Origin of the sequence: Streptomyces sp. NPDC050535, from assembly GCF_044457665.1 — a bacterium.
GTDB lineage: Bacteria > Actinomycetota > Actinomycetes > Streptomycetales > Streptomycetaceae > Streptomyces.
Window position 1 is genome coordinate 90,115 of the sequence record NZ_JBITHE010000003.1, and the last position, 15,925, is coordinate 106,039.

18 protein-coding genes are annotated in these 15,925 nt (G+C 71.8%); 10 read left to right on the forward strand and 8 right to left on the reverse strand.

What is annotated here, in order from left to right; genetic code table 11:
• The first annotated feature begins 172 nt into the window (after positions 1-172).
• On the forward strand, positions 173-496 hold the full coding sequence (locus ACIBLC_RS08450) for a hypothetical protein (RefSeq protein ID WP_383689688.1): 324 nt from the start codon (positions 173-175) through the stop codon (positions 494-496).
• 216 nt (positions 497-712) lie between these two features.
• The gene (locus ACIBLC_RS08455) at positions 713-1,228 is read left to right on the forward strand and encodes an ATP-binding protein (RefSeq protein WP_399209981.1); all 516 of its coding nucleotides are present in this window, start codon (positions 713-715) and stop codon (positions 1,226-1,228) included.
• A gap of 26 nt (positions 1,229-1,254) precedes the next feature.
• Here ACIBLC_RS08455 and ACIBLC_RS08460 read toward each other — a convergent pair whose 3' ends face one another.
• From ACIBLC_RS08460 to ACIBLC_RS08470, 3 genes are read right to left on the reverse strand one after another with little or no spacing between them, the layout of a single operon-like run.
• Positions 1,255-3,816 (reverse strand): ABC transporter permease, encoded by a 2,562-nt coding sequence (locus tag ACIBLC_RS08460; RefSeq protein ID WP_399209982.1) that lies wholly within the window; start codon positions 3,814-3,816, stop codon positions 1,255-1,257.
• A complete protein-coding gene (locus ACIBLC_RS08465; protein WP_399209983.1) occupies positions 3,813-4,571 on the reverse strand; it encodes an ABC transporter ATP-binding protein in 759 nt (252 codons plus the stop codon). The genes ACIBLC_RS08460 and ACIBLC_RS08465 overlap by 4 nt, the downstream gene beginning before the upstream one ends.
• Positions 4,568-4,876: an SHOCT domain-containing protein gene (locus tag ACIBLC_RS08470; RefSeq protein ID WP_399209984.1), complete on the reverse strand. Its 309-nt coding sequence runs from the start codon at positions 4,874-4,876 to the stop codon at positions 4,568-4,570. Before ACIBLC_RS08470 ends, ACIBLC_RS08465 begins: the two co-directional genes overlap by 4 nt.
• 199 nt (positions 4,877-5,075) lie before the next feature.
• Between ACIBLC_RS08470 and ACIBLC_RS08475 the strand changes: the two genes are divergently transcribed.
• From ACIBLC_RS08475 to ACIBLC_RS08485, 3 genes are read left to right on the forward strand one after another with little or no spacing between them, the layout of a single operon-like run.
• The gene (locus tag ACIBLC_RS08475) at positions 5,076-5,678 is read left to right on the forward strand and encodes a TetR/AcrR family transcriptional regulator (RefSeq protein ID WP_399209985.1); all 603 of its coding nucleotides are present in this window, start codon (positions 5,076-5,078) and stop codon (positions 5,676-5,678) included.
• Positions 5,678-6,262, forward strand: a complete 585-nt coding sequence (locus tag ACIBLC_RS08480; protein WP_399209986.1) for a DUF4865 family protein — start codon at positions 5,678-5,680, stop codon at positions 6,260-6,262. The genes ACIBLC_RS08475 and ACIBLC_RS08480 overlap by 1 nt, the downstream gene beginning before the upstream one ends.
• Complete coding sequence (locus ACIBLC_RS08485) at positions 6,259-7,167, forward strand: phosphotriesterase (RefSeq protein ID WP_399209987.1); 909 nt, start codon at positions 6,259-6,261, stop codon at positions 7,165-7,167. The genes ACIBLC_RS08480 and ACIBLC_RS08485 overlap by 4 nt, the downstream gene beginning before the upstream one ends.
• Before the next feature lie 55 nt (positions 7,168-7,222).
• Here the strand turns inward: ACIBLC_RS08485 and ACIBLC_RS08490 are convergent, their stop codons facing one another.
• Together ACIBLC_RS08490 and ACIBLC_RS08495 are read right to left on the reverse strand one after the other, a co-directional pair.
• Entirely contained in the window at positions 7,223-8,461 is a 1,239-nt protein-coding gene (locus ACIBLC_RS08490) for an ROK family protein (RefSeq protein ID WP_399209988.1), read from the reverse strand.
• 39 nt (positions 8,462-8,500) lie between these two features.
• Entirely contained in the window at positions 8,501-9,154 is a 654-nt protein-coding gene (locus ACIBLC_RS08495) for an alpha-ketoglutarate-dependent dioxygenase AlkB family protein (RefSeq protein ID WP_399209989.1), read from the reverse strand.
• A 65-nt stretch (positions 9,155-9,219) separates the two neighbouring features.
• On the opposite strand from ACIBLC_RS08495, the gene ACIBLC_RS08500 reads away from it, so the two are divergent.
• Complete coding sequence (locus ACIBLC_RS08500; RefSeq protein WP_399209990.1) at positions 9,220-10,353, forward strand: methyltransferase; 1,134 nt, start codon at positions 9,220-9,222, stop codon at positions 10,351-10,353.
• Here the strand turns inward: ACIBLC_RS08500 and ACIBLC_RS08505 are convergent.
• Complete coding sequence (locus ACIBLC_RS08505) at positions 10,343-11,116, reverse strand: helix-turn-helix domain-containing protein (RefSeq protein ID WP_399209991.1); 774 nt, start codon at positions 11,114-11,116, stop codon at positions 10,343-10,345. The two genes, ACIBLC_RS08500 and ACIBLC_RS08505, sit on opposite strands and share 11 nt — an antisense overlap.
• 71 nt (positions 11,117-11,187) lie before the next feature.
• On the opposite strand from ACIBLC_RS08505, the gene ACIBLC_RS08510 reads away from it, so the two are divergent.
• Positions 11,188-12,000: a phytanoyl-CoA dioxygenase family protein gene (locus ACIBLC_RS08510; RefSeq protein ID WP_399209992.1), complete on the forward strand. Its 813-nt coding sequence runs from the start codon at positions 11,188-11,190 to the stop codon at positions 11,998-12,000.
• A 2-nt stretch (positions 12,001-12,002) separates the two neighbouring features.
• Complete coding sequence (locus tag ACIBLC_RS08515; protein WP_399210435.1) at positions 12,003-12,278, forward strand: hypothetical protein; 276 nt, start codon at positions 12,003-12,005, stop codon at positions 12,276-12,278.
• 2 nt (positions 12,279-12,280) lie between these two features.
• Here ACIBLC_RS08515 and ACIBLC_RS08520 read toward each other — a convergent pair whose 3' ends face one another.
• Positions 12,281-13,132, reverse strand: coding sequence for a ketose-bisphosphate aldolase (locus ACIBLC_RS08520; RefSeq protein ID WP_399209993.1), 852 nt, complete (start codon positions 13,130-13,132; stop codon positions 12,281-12,283).
• A 33-nt stretch (positions 13,133-13,165) separates the two neighbouring features.
• Positions 13,166-14,056: an SIS domain-containing protein gene (locus ACIBLC_RS08525; RefSeq protein ID WP_399209994.1), complete on the reverse strand. Its 891-nt coding sequence runs from the start codon at positions 14,054-14,056 to the stop codon at positions 13,166-13,168.
• 123 nt (positions 14,057-14,179) lie between these two features.
• Here ACIBLC_RS08525 and ACIBLC_RS08530 point away from each other — a divergent pair, with 123 nt between their 5' ends.
• Positions 14,180-14,959, forward strand: a complete 780-nt coding sequence (locus ACIBLC_RS08530) for a DeoR/GlpR family DNA-binding transcription regulator (RefSeq protein WP_399209995.1) — start codon at positions 14,180-14,182, stop codon at positions 14,957-14,959.
• A gap of 133 nt (positions 14,960-15,092) precedes the next feature.
• A complete protein-coding gene (locus tag ACIBLC_RS08535) occupies positions 15,093-15,899 on the forward strand; it encodes a DUF427 domain-containing protein (protein WP_399209996.1) in 807 nt (268 codons plus the stop codon).
• The last annotated feature ends 26 nt before the right edge of the window (positions 15,900-15,925 follow it).

Sequence of the window (15,925 nt, forward strand, 5' to 3'; positions counted from 1 at the left end):
GCCGCGGCCTCGTCATGCGCACTGGTGCCGGCCGCCGGGTGCGGGCAGACTGCACCGCGGAACCGGGGTTCAACACAACGGCGCTCGTCGAGGGCGAGCCGGCCTCGCCCGGCGGGGCGCACACTGGACCACGGCACAGCACAGCCGAAGCGCACGAAGGGGGCGGGGCATCATGGCCGAGCCGGAGTTCACAGCCACAGGCGTGCGGATCGGGAAGAGGCTGCGTTCGCTCACCCGGGCCGGAAGAGTCCGGATCAGCGACGGCAGGCTGGAGTTGCTCAACAGCTACGGCAGCGAGATCGACAGCGCACCCGTGCAGGCGGTGCGGGCGTCGAGGCCGTGGTTCGCGCCCGAGGACCGGGCGCTGGCCGACGTCAACGGCACGCGGTACTCCCTGACGCTCGGCGAGCACGACCCCGCTCCCGGCAAACCGGGGCCGCCCTCGGCCCGCCGGTTCATCGAGGCCGTACGCAAGGCCGCGGGGCGCGGGCACTGACCCCACGGCGACCGTGACAGCGGGGGCGAAAAGCGCCGCGAGTTGCAGGACCGCACCCGCTGAGTCACGCTGTTCCCACATCACTACTCTGGGTTTACCGGCGATAACGCTGCGAACCAGCCCGCCGGTCACATCAGCAGGCGGCCTTCTTACCGGGCCGCGCTGCTGGATCCGATCTCCGTCTTCTTCCGGACCTCAATTCGGGGAGTCGCAGCCGTGATCAGCCAGCCAAGCAGGCATTGCACGGTGGAGCTCCAAGCCCTGCCGTCGCGGATCGGCCAGGTCCGCAGAATCGTATCTGCACAGTTGCGCTACTGGCATCTGGACCCCTTGATAGAACCGGCAGCACTCGGGGTGACCGAGCTGCTGACCAACGTCCACCGGCACGCCCAGCCCGACAAGCTGTGCACCGTGGAGATCGAGCTGCTGCTCGACCGGCTCACGGTTTCGGTGCACGACCACGATCCGCGCTTTCCCGAGATTCGGGACGCGGACACCACCGCCACCTGCGGTCGCGGCCTCGCGATGGTCGCCGCGGTCAGTGAGAGCTGGGGCGTGCGTCCCGACGGCGAGTCCGGCAAGGTCGTGTGGTTCACACTTCCGGCCCCGGCGCCCGCCGCGGCGGCTCCTGTCCGTCCGCTGTACGACGCGGTCCTCGAGACCACGCGTCGGCACCCGGTCGACGGTCTCAGGCCGGAACACGCTCCCGCCCGGTCCGCCGTTGCCGGCTGACCGGGCGGTGACACCCTCCTCGTACGTCATTCGGTGGCGATGGCGCGCAGCACGTCCAGGCGTGCCGCCCGACGTGCCGGACGCAGGCCCGCGAGGGCTCCGGCACCAAGGCCCACCAGGGTGACCACCACGAGTTGCACGGGCGGCACCGCGAAGGCGAAGCCGCTGTCGCTCGCGCCGTCCGATGCCTTGACGAGCACCCAGCCGAGGAAGGCACCGAGGGCGAGTCCGCCCGCCGTGCCGAACGCGGCGACCAGGACGGACTCCCAGCGGACCATGGCGCGCAGTTGCCCCCGGGTCTGTCCGACGGCCCGCAACAGGCCGAGTTCGCGGGTGCGCTCGTGGATCGCGAGCGTCAGCGTGTTGGCGATGCCGAGCAGTGCGATGAGCACCGCGAGGGCGAGCAGCGCGTAGACCAGGGTCAGCATCATGTCGATGCCACCGGCCGAGGACCGCGCGTACTCCTCGCGGGTCTGCACCTCTGGACTGCCGTACCGGTCCGCGACCTGCTGTACGGCGGCCTTGCCCTCGGCCATGCTCACGCCGTCCTTGAAGGAGACGGCGACGAGCGTGTCGGAGTCCTGGGTGCGGTGCGGGTTCCAGGCGGCGCGGGTGATGACGTAGTCGCCCGCGAGTTCCGACCGGCCGTAGACCGCGCGGACGGTGAACGTCTTCTTCTGACCGTCGGTGAAGGCGAGTTGGGTGGAGTCGCCGACCTTCAGGTGCTGCCGGCCGGCCTCCTTCCCGGTGATCGCGATGCCGTCGGCGCCCAGGCCCTCGAGCGAGCCGTGTACGTCGCCGAGGTCGAGGACCTCGGCGAGGATGACGGGGTCGGTGACGGTCAACGCGCGTCCCTTGCCGTTGACTTCGGCGACACCGCGGCCGAGCCCCACGGCGTTCTCGACCGCGGGTCGTTCGGCGATCGCGGGTGCCAGCTTCGGGCTCAGGCCGCTGCCCCCGGCGCCGAACGACGGAGTGCTGACGGCGACATCACCGGCGAAGGACCGGGAGACCGTCTGGTCCATGGTGGCCTTGAGCGAGGCGCCGAAGACCGTGAACAGGGAGACGACGGCGACGCCGATCATCAGGGCGCTCGCGGTGGCGGCGGTCCGCCTGGGACTGCGCAGGGCATTGCGCCGGGCGAGTCCGCCCGTGACACCGCGCAGCCTGTCGAGGGGGATGCCGAGGACACGTACGGCTGTCGAGGACGCGACGGGACCGAGGACCACGAAGGCGGCGAGGGCAAGAACCGCGCCCGACCCCGCGAGCCACAGGGAAGGGCTCGCCAGCACGCCGAACAGGGTGATGCCGATCGCGAGCGCGGCCAGAGCAGCGCCGGTCACGGCGCGGGTCCGCGAGGCCCCGGACTGGTCGACCGCCGTCTCCCGCAGCGCGGCAAGGGGTGCGGTGCGTCCGGCGCGTACGGCGGGCAGCAGCGCGGAGCCGAGACAGACGACGACGCCGACCGCGAGCGGCAGCCGCATGGACAGTCCGCTGATGACCAAGTCGCCCTCGGGAAAGGGGAATCCGATGGCCGGGAACAGCGCCTGCAGCCCGGCCGCGATGCCGACACCGGCGAGGAGGCCGGCGACCGACGCGGTCACGGCGACGACGCTCGCCTCGATGAGAGTGGCGACGGTGACCTGGCGGCGGGAGGCACCGAGGGCACGCAACAGGGCGTTCTCGCGGGTGCGTTGGGCGACGACGATCGCGAAGGTGTTGTGGATGGAGAAGGTCGCCACGAGCAGCGCGATGCCGGAGAACACCAGGAGGAAGGTGGTGAAGATGGTCAGGAACTGGCTGGAGATCATGTCGGTGTTCTCCTGTGCCGACTCCTGGCCGGTGATGGCCTCGACTCCCTTCGGCAGCGCGGGTGTCAGGGCGGAGACGAGTTCCTCCTGACCGACCCCGGGGCCTGCCCGCACGCGGATGCCGGCGGCCTCGCCCGGCTTGGCGGTGAGGTATTTCCCGGCGTCGGCCTGGGTCATACCGGTGAAGGTCACCTGGGCCATGCCGTCCTCGCCGCCGAAGGTCGCCAGGCCCACGATCGTGACCTGGACGGGGTCGGGTGTGCGCAGCGTGGTGGTGTCGCCGATCTTCAGGTCGCCCTTGTCGGCGGTGCCACGGTTGACGACGACCTCGCCGGACTTCGACGGGGCGCGGCCTTCGGCGAGTTGGTAGGCGTTGAGCTCCGGGTCGTCGATCCAGTTGCCGGCGAGGGTGGGCGGGCCCTGGCCGCCGATGGGCTTGCCGTTCGCGCCGACGAGCTGGCCCGCGCCCTGGATGTCGGGCACGGCCGCCGCGACACCCGGGACGTTCTCGATCGTCCGGACCAGGTCGGTGGGGACGGGCCGGCGGACGCCTTCGCTCTCACCGGGCGTGGTGATGGTGTCGGCGCTGCGGACGACGGCGTCGGTACCGCTGGTCGCGTCGCCGAACATCGTGTCGAAGCCGGCGCGCAGGGTGTCGCCCATGACAAGTGTTCCGGCCAGGAAGGAGACACCGAGGAGCACCGCGAGGAACGTACCGGCGAAGCGCCGCTTGTGGGCGCGGAGGGAAGAAACGCTGATGCGCAGGGCGGCGCTCATGACGACGCCCCCTTGCCGTCGAAGGCCTTGAGGCGGTCGAGGACCTTGTCTGCCGTCGGGGATTCCATCCGGTCCACGAGCCGGCCGTCGGCGAGGAAGACGACCTCGTCGGCGTGCGCGGCGGCCACCGGGTCGTGCGTGACCATGACGACCGTACGGTCCATCTGGCGCACCGCGCGGCCGAGGAGGCCGAGCACCTCCTCGCCGGAGCGCGAGTCGAGGTTGCCGGTCGGTTCGTCGGCGAAGACGATGTCGGGCTGTCCGGCCAACGCCCGTGCCACGGCCACGCGTTGCTGCTGTCCGCCGGAGAGTTCGCTGGGGCGGTGGTGGAGCCGGTCGCGCAGCCCGACGACGTCGATGAGGGCGTCGGTCCACTCGCGGGTCCCCTTCGCCCCCGCGAGGTCCATGGGCAGGGTGATGTTCTCCGCGACGGTCAGCGTCGGGACCAGGTTGAACGCCTGGAAGACGAAGCCGACGCGGTCGCGGCGCAGGAGGGTGAGGCGGCGGTCGTCGAGCGTGCTGAGCTCGGTGTCGCCGATGAAGGCCGCTCCGCCGGTGAGGGTGTCCAGGCCTGCCGCGCAGTGCATCAGGGTCGATTTGCCGGACCCCGAGGGGCCCATGATCGCGGTGAAGCGGCCGGCCGGAAAGCCGACGCTCACCCCGTCCAGGGCCCGTACAGCGGTGTCTCCGCTGCCGTACACCTTGACGGCGTCGGTGACACGCGCCGCCTCCCGGGTGGCCGTCACGGTGGTCATGCCGCACCGCCCTTGCCCGTACGGCCGAACTGCTCGTCCAGGACGGAGAGCCGCCGCCAGTACTCGTCCTCGTCGATCTCGCCGGAGGCGAAGCGGCGGCCGAGCACCGCGATCGGCGAGTCGCCCGTCGGGCGGGAGTCGGCCATCGCGCGTGGGTCGGCCATGGCGCGCCACGGGCCGGGCCGGCCGCGCGGGACGGTGCGGCGCAGGAGGGTCACGACGCCGATCACGACGGCTGCCCAGATGAGCGGGAAGAACAGGATCCACGGGCCGGGTCCGCCGTCCCAGTTCGCCAGGGTCTGCATCTCAAGTCATCTCCTCTGCGGGACCGTCACCGATCCGCTGCGGGGTCTTTTCCGATGCCTCGAGCCTCGCTCCGGGAGAAGGCCGGGGTCGTCGTACGGCCAGCGGCCGTGTGTGTACCTCCGCGGAAGTACGCGCGCCCCCCTCGGCTGCTTCCTCACGCCCTCGACTTCTGTACCTACTAGTATGTACAGTGCGGTCATGAGCACTCCGGAGCGGCTGATCGAGTCCACGCGTGAGCTGTTGTGGGAGCGCGGTTACGTGGGGACCAGTCCCAAGGCGATCCAGGAGCACGCGAACGCGGGGCAGGGCAGCATGTACCACCACTTCAAGGGCAAGCCCGATCTGGCCCTCGCGGCGATCCTCCGCACCGCCGAGGAGCTGCGCGCCGCCGCGGAGGGCGTACTGAGCGCGCCCGGATCGCCGTACGAGCGCGTCGAGGCGTACCTGCGCCGTGAGCGTGACGTCCTGCGCGGCTGCCCCGTCGGGCGGCTGACGATGGACCCGGACGTGATCGCGAGCGCGGAACTGCGCGCGCCGGTCGACGAGACGATCGACTGGCTGCGCGAGCGGCTGGCCGGAATCGTCGAAGAGGGCAAGGAGCAGGGCCAGTTCGCCGCCTCGCTCGACGCGGAGGAGATCGCCGCGACGATCCTGGCGACCGTGCAGGGCGGCTATGTGCTGGCGCGCGCCTCCGGTTCTCCGGCCGCGTTCGACACGGGAGTCCGCGGACTGCTCTCCCTGCTCGCGCCGTCCGGTGACAAGGACCGCGCACCCGCACCACACGAGCCAGGAGGCACCTGATGCACGCCATGCAGTACGAGGTCACCCTGCCCGCCGACTACGACATGGACGTCGTCCGCGCCCGGGCGACGGGCAAGGGGCCGCTGCTCGACGACTTCCCCGGCCTCGGCCTGAAGGCGTATCTGATGCGTGAGCGCGGGGTCGACGGCTCGCCGGTCAATCAGTACGCGCCGTTCTATCTGTGGAACACGCCGGAGGGCATGAACTCCTTCCTCTGGGGGCCGGGTTTCCAGGGCCTCGTCGACGACTTCGGGCGCCCGCGGGTGCGTCAGTGGACGTGTCTGTCGTACGAGGAGGGGGTCGCCGCCGGTTCCCCGGCCTTGGTCGCCGTGCGTCGGCGGCAGAGCGTGCCGGAGGGCGTGCGCCTGTCCGAGGTGATGGCGGAGGCCGTGCGGGAGGCCGAGCGGCTGGCCACGCTCGAAGGTGCCCTCTGCGCGGCCGCCGTCGTGGATCCGGGGGCCTGGGAGCTCCTGCACTTCTCGCTCTGGGAACACGACACTCCGAAGGCGCCGGGAGAGGTGTTCCAGGTGCTGTACGTGAACGCTCCGGAGCGCGACCGGCTGCCCGGTGGCCGACAGTGGTGACCGCGGTGCGTACCGTCCTCGGGGACGTGGCGCCCGCGGACTTGGGGGTGTGCGACGCGCACGACCACCTCTTCCTGAGCAGTCCCCTGCTCGCCGGCCAGGAACTCAACGACGCCTCCGCCGCGCGGGCCGAGCTGGCCGCCTTCCGCGAGGCGGGCGGTGGGAGCGTCGTGCAGTGGACGCCGTACGGCATGGGCCGGCGTGCCGCGGATCTGCCACTTCTCTCCCGTGACACCGGAGTCCAGGTGGTCGCGGCGACAGGGCTCCACCAAGCGGCGCACTACGCGCCGGAGTCGCTCGCCGGGCCGCGCGGCGGACTCGCCGAGCTCTTCGTCGCCGAACTGACTACGGGCATCGGGACCTCCGGGGTCCGGGCCGGACTGGTCAAGGTCGCGGGCGGCTTCCACGCCCTGGACGCGCACACCCGCCGGACGATGACCGCCGCGGCCGAGGCCCACCACGCGACAGGCGCGCCGATCGCCGTCCACCTGGAGCTGGGCACCGGGGCGCTCGACGTACTGGACCTGCTGTGCGGCGAGTTGGAGGTGCCACCGCACCGGGTGATCCTCGGCCATCTCAACCGCTCGCCCGACCTCGTGACACAGCGTCAGGCGGCCGGGTCGGGGGCCTACCTCGCCTTCGACGGCCCCTCCCGGGCCAACCACGCCACCGACTGGCGCATGCCCGACGCCGTGCGCGCCCTCGCCGACGCCGGTTTCGGCGACCGGCTGCTTCTCGGCGGCGACACGACGACCGCCGCGGCCCGCTCGGTCAACGGTGGTCCTGGGATGCCGTATCTGCTGCGCAGAGTGCGCCCGAGACTCGAACAGGCCCTGGGAGAGGGCTTGGTGGAGCTGATGCTCGCCGTGAATCCCGGGCGCGCCTTCGGTGTCGACTGGCGATAGGCGATAGGCGATAGGCGATAGGCGATAGGCGACGATGTCCCACCGGCGCCGGGTCTCAGGAGACCAGCGCCGCCAGCGGATCGTCGAGTACCGGCTGCCACGCCAACTCGGCCGCTCCGACCAGGCTGTTGTGGTCCAAGGTGCAGGCGAGGATCGGGACGCCGCCGCTCTGGCCCCACAGGCTGCGGTCGGCCACGACGGCGCGCAGGCGGTGCGGGTCGGCGTCCAGCAGGCTGCGGTGGAGTCCGCCGAGGATGATGCGGTCCGGGTTGAGGATGTTGACCAGGCCGGCCAGTCCGAGGCCGAGCCGGTCGATCAGCGCCTCGGTGGCCAGCCGGACGGCCGGATCGTCGTACTGGTGCTGGATCAGGTCGTTGGCCTGCTGGAGGAGCGAGACCTCGGGGCCGGGTTCGAGGCCTGCCGCGGTGAGGAAGGCCAGCGGGTCGGCCTCGACGTCGAGACAGCCGCGGCTGCCGCAGTGGCAGGGGCGGCCCTCGGGGTTGACGGTGAGGTGGCCGACTTCGAGGGCCAGCCCCGAACTGCCGGTGTGCAGACGGCCGTCGAGCACCAGCGCGCCGCCGACGCCCCGGTGTCCGGTGGCCACGCACAGCAGGTCGCGGGCGCCGCGGCCCGCGCCGTGGCGGTGTTCGGCGAGGGCGGCGAGGTTCACGTCGTTGGCGGCGAACGCGGGCCCCTGGATGCCGGCCGCGCGCACCTTCTCGGCGAAGATCTGGCGCACCGGGGAGCCCGCGGGCCAGGCAAGGTGCAGCGGATTGAGGGCGAGCCCTTCGGGTTCGGCGACGGCGGACGGCACGGCGAGTCCGGCGCCCACGCAGCGCAGCCCGGTCTCGCGGAGCAGTTCGGCGCCGGCCTCGACGACGGAGCCGAGCACCTTCGCCGGGTCGGCGTCGACCGTCTCGCAGCCGGGAGCGGTCGCGACGAGACGCCCGCCGAGACCGATCAGCGCGGCGCGGAACCCGTCGGCGTGCACCTGCGCGGCGAGCACGACGGGCCCGTCCTCGGCGACCTCCAGGCGGTGCGAGGGCCGGCCCTGCGAACCCGCCGCCGCCCCGGGCCGCGCGTCGACCCGGATCAGCCCCAGTGCCTCCAGCTCAGCGGCCACCGCGCCCGCGGTGGCCCGGGTCACGCCCAGTTCGGCGGTGAGCACGGCACGCGTCGGCGCACGTCCGGTGTGCACGAGCTCCAGCGCGGGACCGAGTGCCCCGCGCCCTCGGTCCAGCCGTGTCCGCGTGTTCCCTTCCCCCGCCGCCCGGGGGCCCGCCTTGCCGTTCATGAGGGCGAGTGTCCCATGATCCGCTCATCCGGTGGCCCCTCATGCCGCCCGGAGGCCGCTCACCCGCAGGGTGACGTTCAGCCGCCCGGTCAGCCCCAACTCCGGGGGCGCCGTGCCCGCGAGCACCCGAGGCACCCCGTGATACGCGAGCCGGGACGCTCCGCCGAACACGAACAGGTCGCCGCTGCGCAGCTCGACATCGGAGTACGGCCGGGTCCGCGTCCCGGTGTTCCCGAACCGGAAGACGCAGGTGTCGCCCAGGCTCAGCGACACCACCGGCGCGTCCGACCGCTCGTCGCTGTCGCGGTGCATGCCCATACGGGCGTCGGCGTCGTAGAAGTTGATCAGTGCGATGTCGTACGCGGCCGTCGCGGCGTCGGCTCCGAGCGCCTCGGTGACCGCGTCCCGGCCCAGGTCGTCCAGCCACCCGGGGAACGGCTTCACGGGGCTGCCGTCGCCGTCGACGACCGTGCGGGCGTATCCGTAGGGATACCAGTGCCAGCCCAGGCAGACCTGCCGGGCGGTCATCGTCCCGCCGCCGGGGGTGTTCACCGTGCGCAGGCCGGACGGTGGGCGGGCCCAGTCGCGGCACGCGTCGAGGAGGTGTCGTTGCCTGCCGGGGTCCAGCCAGTCGGGCACGTGGACCGCGTCAGGAGCGACCTCCGTCCGGTCCCGGGGGAACAACATCGACATCTCCCTGTCCTCCCGACCTTGCTGAGCTGCGGCTCCGTTAGCCTTGACGCACGATGACCGACTCTATGACCACACCCTGGGGCGAGTACGCACTCGCCCGGTTCCCCGAGGACACCCGAGACCAGCTGCGCGCCTGGGACGCCGCCGACACCTATCTGCTGCGGCATCTCGCGGAGAGCGGCACCCCGCTGTCGGGGTCGGTCGTGGTGGTCGGTGACCGGTGGGGCGCGCTCGCCACGGCGCTGGCGGCGCACCGGCCGACGCAGATCACCGACTCGTTCCTCGCCCGCGAGGCGACCCGGGCGAACCTGGCGCGGGCCGGTGTCGAGGAGTCCCCGGAACGGCTTCTGACCACGCGGGACACCCCTCCCGACCGCATCGACGTGCTGCTCGTCCGGGTGCCGAAGAGCCTCGGGCTCCTGGAGGACCAGCTGCACCGCCTCGCGCCCGGCGTGCACGAGGGCACGGTCGTCATCGGCACCGGGATGGTCAAGGACATCCACACCTCGACGCTGCACCTCTTCGAGCGGATCATCGGCCCGACCCGCACCTCGCTGGCCGAGAAGAAGGCCCGGCTGATCTTCTGCACGCCGTTCCCGGGGATCGCCCGGAACTCCAACCCGTGGCCGTACAGCTACGAGCTGCCCGACGGTGTCGGCACGGTTTCCGGCCGTACTGTCATCAACCACGCAGGCGTTTTCTGCGCCGACCGTCTCGACGTCGGCACCCGTTTCCTCCTCCAGCACCTGCCGCGCAGCCGCGGCCCCGAGCGGGTCGCGGACCTGGGCTGTGGGAACGGGGTCGTCGGTACGGCGGTCGCGTTGGCCAATCCCGAGGCCGAGGTGCTGTTCGCGGACGAGTCGTACCAGGCGGTGGCCTCCGCGCGGGCGACCTACGCGGCGAACGTCGAGGGCGCGAAGGCGGAGTTCCTGACCGGTGACGGGCTGGCGGGCGTCGCCGACGGGAGCGTCGATCTCGTCCTCAACAATCCGCCGTTCCACTCGCACCAGGCGACGACGGACGCCTCGGCCTGGCGGATGTTCACCGAAGCACGCCGGGCACTGCGGCCGGGCGGCGAGCTGTGGGTGATCGGCAACCGCCACCTCGGCTACCACCTGAAGCTGCGCCGCCTGTTCGGCAACAGTGAACTCATGGCCAGCGACGCGAAGTTCGTGGTCCTCAGGGCCGTCAGGAAGTAACTCCGCGCAGGCCCCGGGGCGACGCCCCGAGCTCCCTGCGGCAGGCCTTGTTGAAGGCCTGGAGGTCCGGGATGCCGACGGACGCGGCCACCGCCGGGATGGAGAGTGTCGAGGCGCGCAGCAGATGGTGGGCGCGCTCCAGTCTGCGTCGGCGGATGTAGGCGACCACGGTGGTGCTCATCTCGGTGCGGAAGAGCCGGGTGAGGTGGTTGTGCGAGATGCCGGCGGCGCGGGCGATCTCGGGGATGGGGAGCGGGGTGGCCAGTCGTGCCTCGATGTGGGCGATCGCCGCGCTCACCGCAGGGTGCGGGCCGGCGCTCGTGGTGGTGGCCGGGGTCAGCTGGGCGACGCGCCACAGCGCGGTCCAGATCTCGGCCCTGGTGTGCTCGGGGTTTCCCGGGGCCGCCGTCATCGCGTGGAGCAGGAGGCCGGAGAGCAGCGGGAGTTCGGGGCCGGCGTCCTGCATGACGGGGACGGTGCGCGGCGGGCCGGCCGGGGTGACGCGCAGGTGGGCGTAGAGGTGTTCGGAGCGGCCCTGGTAGCGGTAGCGGACCGTGGTGCCGGGCGGTACGAGGCTCACGCGGCCGGGGCGGATGGCGTGGGCCGTGCCGTCGACGGTCAGCTCGGCCTCGTACTGGTAGAGGTGCAGCTGCCACAGCTCGGGCAGCCTGAAGACGTCCGTGGGGCTCGCGACCCCGTGCACGCCGACGCCCACGTTGACGACGACAGGGGGTTCGCCGAGGTGGATCACCGTCTCCCGCATGATGAGAAATTACCAGTAGTGGTGAACGGGGCCAACGCGACCGCGAGCTCGCCGCTCCTACCGTGGAGCGCATGACCAACACCAAGCTCCTGAGTTCGGTGCGGATGGCGCGCTTCGTGGCCCACGGCTCGCTGCGCCTGGATGCCGTGGTGCCGGCGGAGATGAACGCCGAGGGGATCGAGGTACTGCGCGAGGGTGTGCCCGACGTGCCCTACGGCAGCGCTGTTCCGGACGCGTATCCGGAGGGCACCTTCGTCCGACGACTGGTGGAACTCCCGGCTGTCGCCGGTGCGTTGCGCAGTCTCGTGGGGCCCGGGCCCACGGTCGACCACCACGCCGTGCACATCCGCGAGCCCCGCGAGGGCCGGGCGCAGCCGCTGCACGGTGACGCGATCATCGATGTGCGGCCCGACGCCTTCGACGTCCAGCTGATGTACTACCCGCAGGACGTGACCCTCGACATGGGCGGCACCCTCAGCGTGCCGGGCAGTCATCTGCGGCGCACGAACGAGTCGGACACCGGGCGTTACCAGAATCTGCGCGGGCAGAGCCGCCTTGTCTGTCCGGCGGGCACCGTGGTGTTTCTGCACCATGGCCTGTGGCACGGCGGGCGGCGCAACGACAGCGACGCGGTGCGCTTCATGTTCAAGATCCGCTTCAATCCGACGGTGCGGCAGCGGCGGCTGTGGGACACCTCGGACCTCGGGGATCCGCGGGTCCCCGAGGAACTCGCCACGACGTTCCCGTGGTACGAGCCCGCCACGGGCCGCCTGGAGATCTACAACCGGGTCCTGTGGTGGCGTTCGCTCACCGGTGACGACTCCTTCGACCTGGACCACTGGGTGACCAGGGTCACCAACCGCCCGCAGGAGGACGCCGCATGACCATTCGTCAGCAGGTGCTCGTTCTCTATCTGGCCACCTCGGCGCTGGACGCGGACGTGGTGGGCTGGTCGTTCTACGACGGCACCGGCCGCACCTCCGCCACGGCCGGGGACGGCGACGAGCCGCCGTACGCCTCCGGGGTGCACGCCCTTGAGGACGGCTGGCGTCTGTTCCAGGCGGCGCAGTTGATACCGCCGTATCCAGGGGGTGAGTACGACGTGTCGTTCCTCAAGCACGAGTTCTTCTTCGAGAAGCTGGTCGGGACGGGGGCTTCCTGAGGTCACCCGCGCAGTACGCCGATGAGCCGCGCCACCGCCCGCGCCATCGCCTCCCGGCCCACGCCCAGGTACTTGCGCGTGTCCACGGCTTCGGGATGGGCGGCGAGGAACTCCCGTACGGCGGTGGTCATCGCGAGGTTCAGCGCTGTTCCGACGTTGACCTTGGCGATGCCGCCCGCGACGGCCGCGGCCAGTTCCTCGTCCAGCACTCCTGAGGAGCCGTGCAGGACGAGCGGGACGCCCAGTGCCGCGGTCAGGCGTTTGAGAAGGGCGTGGTCGAGGGCTGCGGTCCGGCTGGTCATGGCGTGCGAGCTGCCGATCGCGACGGCCAGGCCGTCCACCCCGGAGTCGGCGACGAAGGCACGGGCCTCGGCGGGGTCGGTGCGGGCGCCGGGCGCGTGGGCGTCAAGCGCGGGCTCGCCGCCCTTGCCGCCGACCTGGCCCAACTCGGCCTCTATCCAGAGGTTCTGGGCGTGTGCCCAGTCGGTGGCGGCCCGGGTGGCGGCGAGGTTCTCCTCGTACGGCAGCCGGGCGGCGTCGTACATCACCGAGCTGAACCCGGCGTCGGCCGCCTGCCGCAGCAGTTCGTCGCTCTGGACGTGGTCGAGGTGCAACGCGACGGGAACGGCGGCGCGTTCGGCCGCGGCGGACGCGGCACGGGCCAGCGGGAGCAGCCGTCCGTAACGGAACCTGACCGCGTTCTCGCTGACTTGGAGGACGACCGGCGCGTCCACGGACTCGGCGCCCGCGATGACCGCCTCCACGTGCTCCAGGGTGATGACGTTGAACGCGGCGACCGCGGTCCGCGCCTCGGCGGCCGCGAGGACCAGTTCACCGGTTGCCGCGAGTGGCACGACTCCTCCTTCTCGACGCGTGGTTGAGCCGGCTCACCTGGGTGCCCCGGGAAGGATCACCGAGCGGGTGAGGTGGCGCGGCCGGTCCGGGTCCAGCCCGCGAGCCGCGGCGACCGCGACAGCGAGACGCTGGACACGGACGAGTTCGGCGAGCGGGTCGAGCCCGCCGGCCACCCACAGTCCGCCGGTGCCCCGCACCTGTTCGGCCAGGCCCTCGGGCGCGTCACCGAGCATCCAGGTGGCGGTGCCCCGCGTGGTGACGCTGATCGGACCGTGCCGGTACTCCATCGCCGGGTAGGCCTCGGTCCAGGCCAGCGCGGCCTCGCGCATCTTGAGCCCGGCCTCGTTGGCGAGCCCGACGGTCCAGCCGCGGCCGAGGAAGGTGAACTGCGAGCAGCCGACGAGCCCTTCGGGCAGCGGGGACTCGAGAGCGGTTCGCGCGTCGGCGACGACGGCGTCCGTGTGGAGGCCGAGGTGGGCGCGGAGCAGGGTGAACGCGGTGGTCGCGAACCGGGTCTGGACGACGGACCGTTCGTCCGCGAAGCCGAGCACCACGACCTCGTCCGCCGATTCCATCACGGGCGTGCGCGGGTCGGCGGTGATCGCCGTCGTGCGCGTACGGCCCTTCAGGCTCGCGAGGAGCCCGAGCACCTCGGAGGTGGTGCCGGACCGGGTGAGGGCGACCACCCGGTCGTAGGAGCGGGCGCCCGGGAACTCCGACGCGGCGAAGGCGTCCGTCTCGCCCTGGCCCGACCGTTCGCGCAGTGCGGCGACGGCCTGTGCCATGAAGAACGAGGTCCCGCACCCCACGATCGCGACCCGCTCCCCCGCCGTCGGCAGTGCGCCGCCGTGCGCCGCGGCCTGCTCGGCGGCGCGGATCCAGCACTCGGGCTGACTGCTGAGCTCGTCCTCGACATGCGTCATGCTCCACCCCTCCCCAAAGATGCTCGTTCGTGCAAGATATAGCGAGTTTTCAAGCAGAATCAAGCATTTGGACGGAGGAAGGGTGCGCTAGGGTCGCGGAAGATCGAGGAACGGAGAGTGCGGATGTCGCGCGACGCCCGCTGGAAGGCGCTGCTGGAACTGCTCGTGGAGCGGGGCCGGCTGGACGTCGAGGAGGCCGCGACCGGGCTGGCGGTGTCGGCCGCGACCATCCGGCGCGACTTCGACCAGCTCGCCGAGCAGCAGATGCTCGTCCGCACGCGCGGCGGCGCGGTCGTGCACGGGGTCTCCTACGAACTGCCGTTGCGCTACAAGAGCGCCCGCCGAGCCTCCGAGAAGCAGCGGATCGCGAAGGCGGTGGCCGGCCTTGTCACAGCCGGCGAGGCAGTGGGGCTTACCGGCGGCACGACCACCACGGAGGTGGCGCGCGCTCTGGCGGTGCGCCCCGATCTGGCGAACGGTTCGCCCGCGCTGACCGTCGTCACGAACGCGCTCAACATCGCCAACGAGCTCGCCGTGCGCCCTCAGTTCAAGATCGTGGTGACCGGCGGGGTCGCCCGCCCGCAGTCGTACGAGCTGATCGGCCCGCTCGCCGACGGTGTACTCGGCCAGATCACCGTCGACGTGGCCGTGCTCGGCGTGGTCGCCTTCGACGTCACCCACGGCGCGGCCGCCAACGACGAGGCGGAGGCCGCGATCAACCGGCTGCTCTGCGAACGGGCCGAGCGCGTGATCGTCGCCGCCGACTCCAGCAAGCTGGGCCGGCGTGCCTTCGCCAGGATCTGCGCGGCCGAGTCGGTGGACACCCTGGTGACGGACACGGCGGTGACCGAGGAGACCGTGCGGGCGTTCGAGGAGGCGGGAGTCGGCGTCATCGCTGTCTGACCGCCGTACTCCGCTGTCGGCGGCCGGTGATCGGCTCGCGGTGGGAGGCGTACGTGGGGACACTGCTTTCGGAGGTGTCAGGGCAGAACCGCCGGACATCCGAGGGTCCCAACCGACCGAAGGAGAACGGACGATGAGTGCCTTCCCCACCGCGCGAGCGGTACGGACCACCCCGGAGGGCCTCCTGTGGGAGCCCAGCGAACGCTGGGTGCGCGGCCGCAAGGGCGACGTCACCGTCGTCGACAGCCGGCACCCCGTCCTGGTGTGGGAGCCCGACCTGCCCGTTCCGATGTACGCCTTCCCCCGCGCCGAGGTGCGCGAGGACCTGCTCCGCCCGGCGGAGAACCCCCGGACGGGCACGCACACGGGCTCGCGGATCTTCTACGACCTCGAGGTCGCCGGCGAGGTGGTCGAGAACGCGGCCTGGACGTTCCCCGCCGAGGACCTGGCCGGCCACATCGCCTTCGAGTGGTTCCGGCGCAGCGGCCGGGGACTCGACCACTGGTACGAGGAGGAGGAAGAGATCTTCATCCATCCCCGGGACCCGCACAAGCGGGTGGACGCCCTGCCGAGCAGCCGCCATGTGCGGGTCGAGATCGACGGCACGGTCGTCGCGGACAGCCGGCGTCCCGTGCTGCTCTTCGAGACCGGACTGCCGGTGCGGTACTACGTGCCGCGCGAGGACGTCCGCCTCGAACTCCTCGCCCCCACCGACCTCAGCACCGGCTGCCCGTACAAGGGAACCGCCGAGTACTGGTCGTGGCGGGGCGACGCCGACGTCCCGGCGAACCTCGTCTGGAGCTACCCCGAGCCACTGCCCGCCGTGGCCGCTGTCACAGGGCTCATCGCTTTCTACAACGAGGCGGTGGACATTACGGTGGATGGCAGGCGCCTGGAGCGCCCCGTCACTCCGTTCAGCAAGACGCTGTCGACGAGCTGACCGCCGGCCACCCAACCGGGCCGGAT

What these genes read in the sequence shown, in the direction of transcription:
- ACIBLC_RS08450 (WP_383689688.1), top strand. Translation starts at nt 173, where the DNA reads ATGGCCGAGCCGGAGTTCACAGCCACAGGCGTGCGGATCGGGAAGAGG.
- ACIBLC_RS08460 (WP_399209982.1), bottom strand. Translation starts at nt 3,816, where the DNA reads ATGAGCGCCGCCCTGCGCATCAGCGTTTCTTCCCTCCGCGCCCACAAG.
- ACIBLC_RS08465 (WP_399209983.1), bottom strand. Translation starts at nt 4,571, where the DNA reads ATGACCACCGTGACGGCCACCCGGGAGGCGGCGCGTGTCACCGACGCC.
- ACIBLC_RS08470 (WP_399209984.1), bottom strand. Translation starts at nt 4,876, where the DNA reads ATGCAGACCCTGGCGAACTGGGACGGCGGACCCGGCCCGTGGATCCTG.
- ACIBLC_RS08475 (WP_399209985.1), top strand. Translation starts at nt 5,076, where the DNA reads ATGAGCACTCCGGAGCGGCTGATCGAGTCCACGCGTGAGCTGTTGTGG.
- ACIBLC_RS08480 (WP_399209986.1), top strand. Translation starts at nt 5,678, where the DNA reads ATGCACGCCATGCAGTACGAGGTCACCCTGCCCGCCGACTACGACATG.
- ACIBLC_RS08490 (WP_399209988.1), bottom strand. Translation starts at nt 8,461, where the DNA reads ATGAACGGCAAGGCGGGCCCCCGGGCGGCGGGGGAAGGGAACACGCGG.
- ACIBLC_RS08495 (WP_399209989.1), bottom strand. Translation starts at nt 9,154, where the DNA reads ATGTCGATGTTGTTCCCCCGGGACCGGACGGAGGTCGCTCCTGACGCG.
- ACIBLC_RS08500 (WP_399209990.1), top strand. Translation starts at nt 9,220, where the DNA reads ATGACCACACCCTGGGGCGAGTACGCACTCGCCCGGTTCCCCGAGGAC.
- ACIBLC_RS08505 (WP_399209991.1), bottom strand. Translation starts at nt 11,116, where the DNA reads ATGCGGGAGACGGTGATCCACCTCGGCGAACCCCCTGTCGTCGTCAAC.
- ACIBLC_RS08510 (WP_399209992.1), top strand. Translation starts at nt 11,188, where the DNA reads ATGACCAACACCAAGCTCCTGAGTTCGGTGCGGATGGCGCGCTTCGTG.
- ACIBLC_RS08525 (WP_399209994.1), bottom strand. Translation starts at nt 14,056, where the DNA reads ATGACGCATGTCGAGGACGAGCTCAGCAGTCAGCCCGAGTGCTGGATC.
- ACIBLC_RS08530 (WP_399209995.1), top strand. Translation starts at nt 14,180, where the DNA reads ATGTCGCGCGACGCCCGCTGGAAGGCGCTGCTGGAACTGCTCGTGGAG.
- ACIBLC_RS08535 (WP_399209996.1), top strand. Translation starts at nt 15,093, where the DNA reads ATGAGTGCCTTCCCCACCGCGCGAGCGGTACGGACCACCCCGGAGGGC.